General features: G+C 71.9%; 11 protein-coding genes and 2 pseudogenes. 3 read left to right on the plus strand and 10 right to left on the minus strand.

Annotated features, from left to right (window positions below; genetic code table 11):
* The first annotated feature begins 37 nt into the window (after nucleotides 1-37).
* Both ACWCP0_RS13265 and ACWCP0_RS13270 read left to right on the plus strand, forming a co-directional pair.
* A complete protein-coding gene (locus ACWCP0_RS13265) occupies nucleotides 38-556 on the plus strand; it encodes a YbaK/EbsC family protein (RefSeq protein WP_451078925.1) in 519 nt (172 codons plus the stop codon).
* Nucleotides 553-1398 carry an EamA family transporter gene (locus ACWCP0_RS13270; RefSeq protein ID WP_451078926.1) on the plus strand — a complete coding sequence of 282 codons (846 nt, stop codon included), beginning with the start codon at nucleotides 553-555 and terminating at the stop codon, nucleotides 1396-1398. Before ACWCP0_RS13265 ends, ACWCP0_RS13270 begins: the two co-directional genes overlap by 4 nt.
* A 66-nt stretch (nucleotides 1399-1464) precedes the next feature.
* Here ACWCP0_RS13270 and ACWCP0_RS13275 read toward each other — a convergent pair whose 3' ends face one another.
* The 9 genes and pseudogenes from ACWCP0_RS13275 to ACWCP0_RS13315 form a co-directional block, all read right to left on the minus strand.
* Entirely contained in the window at nucleotides 1465-1830 is a 366-nt protein-coding gene (locus tag ACWCP0_RS13275; protein WP_451078989.1) for a cytochrome P450, read from the minus strand.
* Nucleotides 1758-2563 (minus strand): annotated as a pseudogene (locus tag ACWCP0_RS13280) (tRNA-dependent cyclodipeptide synthase). The gene ACWCP0_RS13275 and the pseudogene ACWCP0_RS13280 overlap by 73 nt, the downstream one beginning before the upstream one ends.
* A gap of 40 nt (nucleotides 2564-2603) precedes the next feature.
* On the minus strand, nucleotides 2604-3374 hold the full coding sequence (locus ACWCP0_RS13285; RefSeq protein WP_451078927.1) for an SDR family NAD(P)-dependent oxidoreductase: 771 nt from the start codon (nucleotides 3372-3374) through the stop codon (nucleotides 2604-2606).
* Between the two features lie 91 nt (nucleotides 3375-3465).
* Complete coding sequence (locus ACWCP0_RS13290; protein ID WP_451078928.1) at nucleotides 3466-4626, minus strand: serine hydrolase domain-containing protein; 1161 nt, start codon at nucleotides 4624-4626, stop codon at nucleotides 3466-3468.
* A gap of 81 nt (nucleotides 4627-4707) precedes the next feature.
* On the minus strand, nucleotides 4708-5145 hold the full coding sequence (locus ACWCP0_RS13295; protein WP_451078929.1) for an organic hydroperoxide resistance protein: 438 nt from the start codon (nucleotides 5143-5145) through the stop codon (nucleotides 4708-4710).
* Between the two features lie 278 nt (nucleotides 5146-5423).
* A pseudogene (locus ACWCP0_RS13300) lies at nucleotides 5424-5882 on the minus strand (MarR family winged helix-turn-helix transcriptional regulator); the annotation flags it as partial.
* Nucleotides 5879-6628, minus strand: a complete 750-nt coding sequence (locus tag ACWCP0_RS13305; RefSeq protein WP_451078930.1) for an energy-coupling factor ABC transporter ATP-binding protein — start codon at nucleotides 6626-6628, stop codon at nucleotides 5879-5881. The pseudogene ACWCP0_RS13300 and the gene ACWCP0_RS13305, both read right to left, overlap by 4 nt.
* The gene (cbiQ, locus tag ACWCP0_RS13310) at nucleotides 6625-7416 is read right to left on the minus strand and encodes a cobalt ECF transporter T component CbiQ (protein WP_451078931.1); all 792 of its coding nucleotides are present in this window, start codon (nucleotides 7414-7416) and stop codon (nucleotides 6625-6627) included. The genes ACWCP0_RS13305 and cbiQ overlap by 4 nt, the downstream gene beginning before the upstream one ends.
* Before the next feature lies 1 nt (nucleotide 7417).
* Nucleotides 7418-8476, minus strand: coding sequence for an energy-coupling factor ABC transporter permease (locus ACWCP0_RS13315; protein ID WP_451078932.1), 1059 nt, complete (start codon nucleotides 8474-8476; stop codon nucleotides 7418-7420).
* A 169-nt stretch (nucleotides 8477-8645) separates the two neighbouring features.
* Here ACWCP0_RS13315 and ACWCP0_RS13320 point away from each other — a divergent pair, with 169 nt between their 5' ends.
* Nucleotides 8646-9011: an SsgA family sporulation/cell division regulator gene (locus tag ACWCP0_RS13320; protein WP_351233548.1), complete on the plus strand. Its 366-nt coding sequence runs from the start codon at nucleotides 8646-8648 to the stop codon at nucleotides 9009-9011.
* A 30-nt stretch (nucleotides 9012-9041) separates the two neighbouring features.
* On the opposite strand, the gene ACWCP0_RS13325 is transcribed toward ACWCP0_RS13320, so the two are convergent.
* Entirely contained in the window at nucleotides 9042-11273 is a 2232-nt protein-coding gene (locus tag ACWCP0_RS13325) for an MMPL family transporter (protein WP_451078933.1), read from the minus strand.
* Between the last annotated feature and the right edge of the window lie 382 nt (nucleotides 11274-11655).

Genomic DNA, 11655 nt, shown 5'->3' on the forward strand with positions numbered 1-11655 from the left:
TCGCATGGCCCGTACAGCCACCGCTAGCGTGCGGGCCATGACCAGTCCCGAGACCCACGCCCACCCCCGATTCTCCCCCTACGCCCTGGGGGCGTTGGGGGACCCCCAGCCCCTGCGCGAGCTGGGCCTCCAGGTCGAGGTACGCCGCTTCCCCCACGCCACGCGCACGGCCGCCGAGGCGGCCGCCGCGATCGGCTGCGACGTCAGCGAGATCGTCAAGTCGCTGATCTTCGAGGCGGACGGGGCGCCGGTGCTGGTGCTGATGGACGGCTCCTCACGGGTGGACGTGGAGCTGGTACGGCGCGAGCTGGGCGCGTCGGCCGTCAAGCGGGCGAACGCGGACCTGGTCCGCGAGACGACCGGATACGCGATCGGCGGCGTGCCGCCCTTCGGGCACCGCACGAGGACCCGGGTGCTGGCCGACCGCGGGGTGCTCGACCACGCCGTGGTCTGGGCGGCCGCGGGCACGCCGCACGCGGTGTTCCCGCTGGACCCCACGTCCCTGATCGCCCACGCGGGGGCCACGCTGATGGACGTGCGCGAGCGCACGGCGTGAGCCTTCTCGTCGCGGCCGCAGTCCTCATAGCCGCCGTCACGCACGCGAGCTGGAACGCGATCGCGCACCACATCGAGGACAAACTGATCGCCTTCACCCTGATCATGGGCGGGGCGGCGGTGATCGGTGCGGTGCTGGCCTGCTTCGCCCCGCTGCCCGACGCCGCCGCGTGGCCGTACCTGATCGCCTCGGCGCTGCTGCACATCGGCTACCACGCGCTGCTGATGCGGTCGTTCACGCTGGGCGACTTCGGCCAGGTGTACCCCATCGCCCGTGGCACGGCGCCGCTCGTGGTGACCGTCCTGGCGACGGTCTTCGTCGACGAGGCCCTGAGCGCGTGGCAGTTGACAGGTGTCGCGGTCGCCTCCTCCGGCCTGGTCGGCGTGGCCCTGTGGGGCATCCGGGACTCGCGCCCCCACTGGCCCGCGCTGCTGGCCGCGCTCGCGACCGGTCTCTCCATCGCCGCGTACACGATCGTCGACGGCATCGGAGTCCGTGCCTCCGGCTCGGCGATCGGCTACATCGCCTGGCTGATGATCCTGGAAGGCGTCCTCGTCCCGGCCTACACCTACCACCGCTACCGCGGCGCCCTGCTCCCGGCCCTCCGCCCGCACGCGGCCCGCGGCCTCCTCGGCGCCGTGCTCGCCATGACGGCGTACGGCCTGGTCCTGTGGGCCCAGACCCGCGCGCCCCTGGCCCCGATCGCCGCCCTGCGCGAATCGAGCATCATCGTCGGCGCGGCCATAGGCACCCTGTTCTTCAAGGAACGCTTCGGCGGCCCGCGCATCGCCGCGGCGGGGCTGATGGTGGTGGGCATCGGGCTGATGCTGCGGACGGGCTGACCGGGCGAGGCCCGCACAGGGGCACGGACGCCCCTCCCGGCCGGCCGCCAAACCGGCCTCAGGCACCTACCACATGACGGGGAGCCTTTCGGGGATCCGCTTCATGAACCCGGTCCGCCGGACGAGCTGCTCGATCGGGACCGCGAGCTGCAGCTGCGGCATCCGGTCGAGCAGCACCTCCAGCGCGATCTCCGCGTGCTTCTTGCCCAGCGCGGTGGCCGGGCAGTAGTGCTGTCCGCCGCCGAAGGACAGATGGGCGGTGTTGTTCCCGCGGTCGAGGTCCACGCGGTGCGGTTCGGTGAACACCTCGGGGTCGAAGGTGGCGCCGTCGACGAGGACCAGGACCAGCTCGCCCCTCTTCACCTCCATGTCGCCGAGCGTGACGTCCTCCAGGGCGAGGCGCGGCAGGCCGTCGCCGATCGACAGGTTGATGCGTCCTGAACGGGAGAGCCGCGACCGAGCGGCAGCGCGCGGTGTGTCTGCGGTACGTCTGCGCGGAAGCCCCGCTGTTCGCCGACCCGTACTCGGCGGCCATGCACTGCCACATCCTCGGCATCCCGAAGGCCGACGCACTTGGAGGAGAGGAACGCGTCCACGAGCTTGTCGCACGTGGCACGGAACTCCTGGTCCGTCCGGAGGAGTTCCTGGAGGTGGTCGTGGAGGGCGCGGTAGGCGGGGTTGCCCGCGAAGTCCGACATGGCGTGGGCGCGGAGTCCGCCGCCCCGGGGTCGACGGCCTCGACCGCGTTGGTCACCTTGGCCCGTACGCCGGGCAGGTTCTTGACGGCCTTGCGCCGGGCGTCGTCGGGGTCGTAGCCGGATGCCTCGTACATCTCGGCCACGTGCAGATCGGTGTGGACGAAGTCGACCCGGTCGAAGTGCGCGATCCCCCAGCGGGCGAGATCGATGACGCGCTGGGCCGAGAAGTAGCTGTTGCCCGGCGAGACACCGATCACGGCATGGTCGCCCGCGGCGTGGATCACCCGGCAGTGCGGAGTGAAGGGCTGGACTTGGAAGAGATCCGCCTCGTTCGTGGGCGGAATGAGTGACTGGCCTTCGAAGACGGTTGCAGTGGTCAACCTGAAAGCGTCCTTCGCGTCGCTGGTCCCGACGGAGCCTCGTGCTCCTGGTGTGGCGACGACGCCGTGAAGTTGGCGCCCGCACACAGAGAGTGTCAACGGGCGTCCAGAACGGGCACTTTGCCGTTCAGTCGGCCGAAAGAGCCTGCATGAAACCGGTGTTCACCGCCAGCAGGCCGCCGTCCACGCGCAGCGTCGTGCCCGTGATCCAGGAGGCGTCGGACGAGGCCAGGAAGGCGACCGCGGCCGCGATGTCCTCCGGGGTGCCCACGCGGCCCAGCGGGTAGACGTCGGCGAGGACCTCGAGATCGCCCTCACGGCCGTCCCAGGCGGGCGTGCGGACGGTGCCCGGGTTGACCTGGTTGACGCGGACACCACGGCGGGCGGCGTCGCCCGCGAGGGTGCGGGTGAGCGAGGCGAGGCCTGCCTTGGCCGCGCTGTAGGCGTGGTTGCCGAAGTCCTGCTCGGCGTTGACGGAGCCAATGTTGACGATGGCGCCGCGGCCGCCCGCCTTCGCGAGGTGCGGCAGCGCGGCGCGGGCGCAGCGGAAGGCTCCGGTGAGGACGACATCGAGGTCCCGCTGCCAGGTGTCGTCGGGCTGGTCCTCGAAGAGCGGGCTGTCGAGGGCGCAGCTGCAGGCGTTGTTGACGAGGACGTCGAGGCTGCCGAACTCCTCGACGGCGTACGCGACCGCCGCCTCGACGGCGGCGCGGTCGGCCACGTCACAGCGGAAGGAGGCGGCACGCGGAATCGTCCGGGCGGTGGCCGCTGCACGCTCCCCGTCGAGGTCGGTGACGAGGACGCGGGCGCCCTCGGACGCCAGTCTCCGCGCAATGGCCTCCCCGATGCCCTGGCCCGCTCCGGTGATCAGTACGCCGTATCCCTCGAAACGGTCCATTGCGTCCCCTTCCCGGCTCGGGCGCGGTCGCCCCGGCCCGTCCTCCCTGCCGGGGTCCGAGGGGCGTCCCCCGGAACAGCGCTGCCGTCGATCATGTCGCCGAACGCACCGCCCGCACCAGAGCCTGCGCACGGGGATCCGCCGTGACCCCCTTGCGCATGCCGTTCGTGACGTACCCGAGCGCGATGCCCGACTCGGGGTCGGCGAAGCCCAGCGAGCCGCCGCGGCCCGGGTGGCCGAAGGAACCGGGGCCGAGCAGCGGGGAGGCGGGGCCGTGGAGCATGTAGCCGAGGCCGAAGCGGGTGCCGACGACGAGGACACGGTCCGGGCCCGCCGACTCCTCGGTGCGGGCGAGGGTGACGGTGGCCGGGGCGAAGAGGCGGTGGCCGTCGACCTCGCCGATCGTCGCCGCGTAGAAGCGGGCGAGCGCGCGGGCCGTGGAGATGCCGTTGGACGCGGGGAGTTCGGCGGCGCGGTAGCGCGGGTCGTTCTCGTCAGGCAGCGGGGCGATCGCTCCGAAGGCCCGGCGGGTCAGGGACTCCGGGTCGCGGTAGGCCTCCGAAACGGACCGCTTGGGTCGCAGCTTCAGCCCGCCGCCCGCGGCCGTGGGCGGTTCCTCGAGCGGGCCGAGCCGGCCGACGCGGTGCGCTTCCTCGGCGGGCAGCCCGACCCAGAGATCCAGGCCGAGCGGTCGGGCCAGCTCCTCGGCGACCCAGCGGCCGAGCGTGCGGCCCGTGACCCGGCGGACGAGTTCCGACAGCAGCCAGCTGAACGTCTGCGCGTGGTAGCCGTGGTCGGTGCCCGGCTCCCAGGCCGGGGCCTGCGCGGCCACGGCCCGCGCCCCCGAGGTGCCGTCGGCGGCCTCCTCAGGGGTGAGGGATCGGTCGAGCACGGGCACCCCGACCCGGTGCGTCAGCAGATGCCGGACGAGCGCCCGCTCCTTGCCGGCCGCCTTGAACTCCGGCCAGTACGTCCCGACCGGCGCGTCCAGGTCCAGCTGCCCGCGCTGGTGCAGCAGCAGCGGTACGGCGGCGGCGACACCCTTCGTCGCCGAGCGGACGACCTGCGCGGTGTCCACGGCCCAGGGATCCGTCCCGTCGACGTCGCGCGTCCCGGCCCACAGGTCGACGACCTTCACGCCGTCCCGGTAGACGGCGACGGCGGCGCCGCGCTCCCCACGCTGCTCGAAGTTGCGTACGAAGGCGTCCCGGACCGGCTCGAAGCCTTCCGCCACCGTGCCCCGGACGTCCACGCCCCACGCTCCCTCTCCGGATCTGTTGCCCCCATGGTGCAACGTGGGCGGCCGGGTCCGGATTCCGGGTCGGTCACGGACTCAGCTCAGGACGATGGAGACGTCGATGTTGCCGCGCGTGGCGTTCGAGTACGGGCAGACCTCGTGGGCCGCGGCCACGAGCTTCGAGGCCAGCTCCTGGTCGAGGAGCGGCAGCGAGACGGCGAGCGAGACCGCGAGTCCGTAGCCGCGGGACTTGTTGGGGCCGATGCCGACCTTCGCCGCGACCGTGGAGCGGCCGAGATCGTAGCCCTCCCTGCGGCCGACGAGGACCAGCGCGTTGTGGAAGCAGGAGCTGTACCCGGCCGCGAAGAGCTGTTCCGGGTTGGTGCCCTCGCCGTCGCCGCCGAGTGCGGGCGGCATCGCGAGGCGCAGGTCGATCCGGCCGTCGTGGCTGGTGACGTAGCCTTCGCGGCCGCCGTGCGCGGTGGCCTCCGCGACATACATGATCTTCGTCGGCCGGGTGTCCTGGTCGGTCATGATCCTCCGCCCTCGCCTGCGTGGCATGCACACAAATACATCGCGCGCAATGTATCGGAGGACTCGGACGCTCTGTTACTCAGGGGTAGCCAAGCAGTCTGTCAGGCGTTCCGCGAGCCGGACGCCGGACCGGACGCGGAGCCGGACACGGACGCCCAGGCGGTCGCCGAGCGGGACGCGGGCGCCGGACCGGACGCCGGGCCGGACGCGGGCGCGGACGCCCAGGCGGTCGCCGAGCGCGACGCGGACGCCGAGCGGGACGCGGACGCCGGGCCGGACGCGGACACCGACGCACGCTCCGCGAGCCCGTGCAACTCGTCCCGCAGCCGCGCGATGTCCTCCGCGCCCATGCCGGTGCTCGCCAGCATCGACGCCGGCACGCGCGCTGCGGGCGCCCGCAGCGCCTCACCGCGCTCGGTGAGCACGACGCGCACCGAACGCTCGTCGGTCGCCGACCGCTCCCGCCGCACCAGCCCCGCCGCCTCCAGCCGCTTCAGCAGCGGCGAGACCGTGCCGTAGTCCAGGCGCAGGGCGGTCCCGAGCTCCTTCACCGGGATCTCGCCCCGCTCCCACAGCACCAGCAGCGCCAGGTACTGCGGATAGGTCAGGCCGAGTTCGTCGAGGAGCGGGCGGTACGCCGCCGTCACCGCGCGCTGGGCCGCGTACAGCGCGAAGCACAGCTGGTCGTCCAGCAGCAGCGATGCATCGGGAGCTGCGGCGGCCGGTTCCTCGTTCACGCGCCCATTGTCACAGCCCGCGGGTCGAAGCCGAACGGCAGCTCCAGCCTGTGGGCACGCATCAGTTCGGCGTCGCCGAGCAGGTCCTGCGTACGCCCGTCGGCCGCGATCACGCCCTCGCTGAGGATCACCGAGCGCGGGCACAGCTCCAGTGCGTACGGCAGGTCGTGCGTGACCATCAGCACGGTGACGTCCAACGACCTCAGGATGTCGGCGAGTTCGCGGCGCGATGCCGGGTCGAGATTGGACGAGGGCTCGTCGAGGACGAGGATCTCGGGCTCCATCGCGAGCACGGTCGCGACGGCGACCCGCCGGCGCTGGCCGAAGGACAGATGGTGCGGGGGGCGCTCCGCGTACTCCGCCATCCCGACCCGCCGCAGCGCCGTGGCCACCCGCTCCTCCAGCTCCGCGCCGCGCAGCCCCGCCGCCGCCGGCCCGAAGGCGACGTCCTCCCTGACCGTCGGCATGAAGAGCTGGTCGTCGGGGTCCTGGAAGACGATGCCGACCTTGCGGCGGATCTCGGCCATGTGCTGCTTGCCGACCGGCAGTCCGGCGACACTGACGCTGCCGGCGCCCCCGGTGAGGATGCCGTTCAGGTGCAGGACGAGGGTCGTCTTGCCGGCGCCGTTCGGGCCGAGCAGCGCGACGCGCTCACCGCGCGCGACGCCCAGGTCGACGCCGAAGAGGGCCTGGTGGCCGTCGGGGTAGGCGTACGCGAGGCCCTTGACCTCCAGCGACATGGTCATAGCGTCCAGCCAAGCAGACAGACCGCGAGAGCGGTGAGCGGGAGGGCGGCGGCCCGCGCCCAGTCGGCGCGGTCCGCGGTCACCTCGTCGATGACGGGCATCGTGCCCGCGTATCCGCGGCTGACCATGGCCAGATGCACCCGCTCGCCGCGCTCGTAGGAGCGGATGAACAGGGCGCCCGCGGACTTGGCGAGCACGCCCCAGTGCCGGACGCCGCGCGCCTCGAAGCCGCGCGAGCGGCGGGCGATGGACATGCGTCGCATCTCGTCGGTGATGACATCGCCGTAGCGGATCATGAACGAGGCGATCTGGACCATCAGCGGCGGCAGTTTGAGCCGCTGCAGTCCGAGCAGCAGGGAGCGCAGTTCGGTGGTCGAGGCGAGCAGCACGGAGGCGGCGACGCCCAGTGTCCCCTTGGCGAGGATGTTCCAGGCGCCCCACAGTCCGGGAACGGAGAGGGAGACCCCGAGCAGGTCGGTCCGCTCACCCGGCACGACGAAGGGCATGAGCAGCGCGAAGGCGACGAACGGGATCTCGATCAGCAGCCGCTTCAGCAGGAAGGCCGCCGGGACTCGGGCCGCGGCGGCGACCACGCCCAGCAGCACGGCGTAGAGACCGAAGGCCCAGACCGCCTCGCGCGGCGTGGAGGCCACCACGAACACGAAGCCGAGCGCCGCGGCGATCTTGCAGTGCGGAGGCAGCTCGTGGACCGGCGAGTGTCCGTGCCGGTAGAGCTTGTGGGCTCCCCCATGGCCTCCGGCATGGGAGGCACCCCCGTCCCGCGCCATGTCAGACCTCTTCGACGGTACGGCGACGGCGTACCACCCAGAACACACCGGTGCCGGCCGCGACCGTGGCGCCCACGCCGATCACACCCGCGAGCCCGCCGGAGAGCCTGGCGTTCCCGACGTCCTCGACGCCGTAGTCGGCGAGCGGTGAGTCGGCGGCGGCGTGGTCCTCGACCTTCCTGTCGATGCCCTGGTCGGCGGCGACCTTCTCCAGTCCGTCGGGGCTCGCGGAGGCGTAGAAGGAGACGAAACCGGCCAGGACGAGGGAGGCGGCGAGGCCCGCGATCCAGACGGGGCGCGCGGAGCCCGTGGACACGGGCGCGGCGGCGGACGCGGGCTCGGCGTCGACCAGCTTGCCGCCGACGCGCAGCTTGAGCGGGGCGGACAGCCCGCGCGCGCCGTGCACGAGGTCCGGGCGTACGGCGATGACGGCGCCGACCGTCAGCATCGTGATCACGGCCTCGCCGATGCCGATCAGGACATGGACGCCCACCATCGCGCTCAGCACCGTGCCGATCGGGACGTCGGTCGTGCCGCCGATCGCGTAGAGGAGCGTGAAGGCGGCGGCCGCGGCCGGCACGGAGACCAGCGCTGCCACGAACGACGCGACGGCCACCGAACGACGGCCGCGGGGCAGCACCTTCACCAGCACGCGGAAGAGGGCGTAGGCGACGGCGACCGTGACCACGCCCATGACGAGGATGTTCACGCCGAGCGCGGTGAGGCCGCCGTCCGCGAAGAGGATGCCCTGGAGCAGCAGGACGACGGCTATGCACAGCACGCCGGTGAAGGGGCCGACGAGGATCGCCGCCAGCGCGCCGCCGAGCAGGTGTCCGCTGGTACCGGCCGCGACCGGGAAGTTGAGCATCTGGACGGCGAAGATGAAGGCGGCGATGAGACCGGCCAACGGCGCCGTCCGCTCTCCCCCATGGCCTCCGGCATGGGAGGTACCCCCAAGTTCCCGCCGGGCCCCGCGCAGGCTGACGGCGACGGCACCGGCCGCGACGACCCCGGCGGTCGCGGAGACGGGCAGATTGATGAATCCGTCAGGAACATGCATGTGCGGGACTCCGCTTTCAGGCAGGGCTGGTCAACCGTCCGATGATGCCTCCTATTGCAAAGAGGTTGCAAGAGCGCCCCCTACACAAAAGCAAGGACAACGCCCAAGCCTTAACGCGGAAAATATGCGACATTAGATGACAAACAACGCCGAGGTGAGGAGCCAGTCGATGTCCCCCACTGTCGAGCGCCCTGCTGTCGAAGAGCTGGCGAAGGCCCGGATCGTCAACGACGCCCCTCACTACCGGCGCATACCGGTCGCCCTGCGCTACGACCCCGGGCAGGATCCCGCCGCCGTCCGCTTCGTCTTCCCGACCGGCATCGAGTGGACCTTCCCGCGCGAACTGCTGGAGACCGGTCTGCGCTCTCCCGCCCGCCGCGGCGACGTGAACGTCTGGCCGTGCGGCCGCGCCCAGGTCGTCGTCGAGTTCCATTCGCCGGAGGGTGTCGCGGTGGTCCAGTTCGACTCGCGTCCTCTCGTGCGCTTCCTGCGCCGGACGTACGCGGAAGTGGCCGCGCCCGCCACCAGGTCGTGACGGACACGGCCACCCTTCGGGCCTCCGGGATCAGACGCTGACGAGCTCCCGGTCCTCGTCGGAGCCGGAGTCCGAGCCGGAACCCGAGCCCGGCCCGGCGGCCGTGACGTCCTTCTTCCGCAGCTGCTCGCCCTCCACGTCCACGCTGGGCAGCATTCGGTCCAGCCAGCGCGGCAGCCACCAGGCCTTGTGCCCCAGCAGGGCCAGCACCGCCGGCACGATGGCCATCCGGACCACGAAGGCGTCGAAGAAGACGGCGATCGCGAGACCGAAGCCGATCATCTTCACCATCTGCTCGCTCGACCCGATGAAGCCGGCGAAGACCGCGATCATGATCACGGCGGCGGCGGTGACGACGCGGGCCCCGTGCCGGAAGCCGGTCACGATCGCCTGACCCGGCCGCTCCCCGTGGACGTACGCCTCACGCATCCGCGTGACCAGGAAGACCTCGTAGTCCATGGCGAGGCCGAAGACCACGCCCACCATGAAGATCGGCATCATCGACATGATCGGGCCGGTCTGCTCGACCCCGAAGACGGAGCCGAGCCAGCCCCACTGGAAGACCGCGACCACCGCGCCGAGCGCTGCGACCACCGAGAGCAGGAAGCCGAGCGCGGCCTTGAGCGGGACCAGGACGGACCTGAAGACCACCATCAGGAGCAGGAAGGCGAGACCGACGACGAGTGCCAGATACGGGATCAGCGCGTCGTTCATCCGCTGCGAGAAGTCGATGTTCATCGCGGTGCTGCCGGTGACGTGGACGTGGTCGCCGCTGACGTCCCGGATGGAGTGGACGAGGTCCTCGGTCTCCGTCGAGCTGGGCCGGTCCTTCGGGATGACGGTGATCATCGCCGTGTCGCCGGCCTTGTTGAGCGTGGCCGGGGTGACGGCCGCGACCCCGTCCAGACCGGAGATCTCCTTCGCGGTGCTGTCCGCCGCGGCCCTGCCGCCGTCGACCACGACGAGCAGCGGGCCGTTGAAGCCGGGGCCGAAGCCGTCGGAGAGCAGGTCGTACGCCCGGCGCTGGGTGGTGCTGGTGGGCTGCGAGCCGTCGTCCGGCAGGCCCATCTCCAGCGATGCGGCGGGTATGGCGATCGCGCCGAGACCCACGACACCCGCGAGCAGCACGGTGACCGGGCGGCGCAGCACGAAGCGGGCCCAGCGGGTGCCCATGTTGGGCTTCTCGCTCTCCGGCTTGCCGTGCTTGTGGGCGTCCTTGCTGTGCTTGTGGGCGTCGGCCTTGCGGTCCTTGCGGCCCTGCACCCGCTTGCCCGCGAAGCCCAGCAGGGCCGGGATCAGGGTGAGCGCGATGAGGACGGCGATCACGACCGTGCCGGCGGCGGCGAAGCCCATCTTGCTGAGCATCGGGATGTTGACGACGGCAAGGCCGACCAGGGCGATGACGACGGTCAGCCCGGCGAAGACGACGGCGGAGCCCGCCGTGCCCGCGGCCCGTCCGGCGGCCTCCTCGCGGTCCCGGCCCTCGGCCAGCTCGGCACGGTATCGGGAGACGATGAAGAGCGCGTAGTCGATGCCGACCGCGAGGCCGATCATGGTCGCGAGCGTGGCCGTGGTGGAGCCGAGGTCGAGGAGGTTCGCGAGAGCGGTGATGGTGGAGACACCGATGCCGACGCCGATGATCGCGGTGAGCAGCGGCAGTCCGGCGGCGACGAGCGATCCGAAGGTGATGACCAGGACGACGGCCGCGACGGCGACACCGATGATCTCGGTGGCCCCCGTCTCGGGCACGGTCTGGAGCGCGTCACCGCCGATCTCGACGGTCAGCCCCGCGGCCTTCGCCTCCGCGCCCGCTTCGGTGAGGGCCTCCCGGGTCTTCTCGGTCAGCTCCATCCCGCTGACCTTGTACGAGACCTGGGTGTAGGCGACGGTGCCGTCCCGGCTGACCGCCTTGGCCTGGTACGGGTCGACCACCGAGGCGACCTCGTCCGAACCGGACCTGAGCTCGGCGACGACCTTCTTGACGTCGGCCTTGTTGGCCGGGTCGGTCATCTTCCGCCCGTCCGGCGCCTTGAAGACGACGCGCGCGGTGGCGCCGTCGGCGTTCGTGCCCGGGAAGCGCTCCTCGAGGAGGTCGAAGGCCTTCTGCGCCTCCGTACCGGGGATGGAGAAGGAACTGGATGTGGCGGTGGACGCGGTGGCCGCGCCGACCCCGGCGATCGCCAGCAGGGCCACCCACACGAGGGCGACGAATCGGCGGCGCCGGAAGGCGAACCGCCCGAGTTTGTACAGGAACGTGGCCACGGGTACGGACTCCCGGTCAGGTCGTTGGGGCACAAAGAGGGCAGGGGTGACCAGCCCGACGACGTGAGCGGTGCGCGTCAGGTGGGACGTTGCGGGTGGTGTGTCGCGGGTGTTCTGGGGACAGCGGGCGGGGATTCAGGTGCTGCGGGCGGGGACACGCAGTGCGGGGAACACCACGACATCGATGCTGGGCCTGCCCGGGGAACAACCCCCGGACCCCCGGCCGGGACAGCCGGCCGCGGTCACCGGACACCCAGCGCGGGGAGCACCACCGCATCGATGCTGCGCCTGCCCGGGGAACAACCCCCGGACCCCCGGCCGGGACAGCCGGCCGCGGTCACCGGACACCCAGCGCGGGGAGCACCACCGCATCGATGCTGCG

The organism is Streptomyces sp. NPDC001970 (assembly GCF_053594115.1).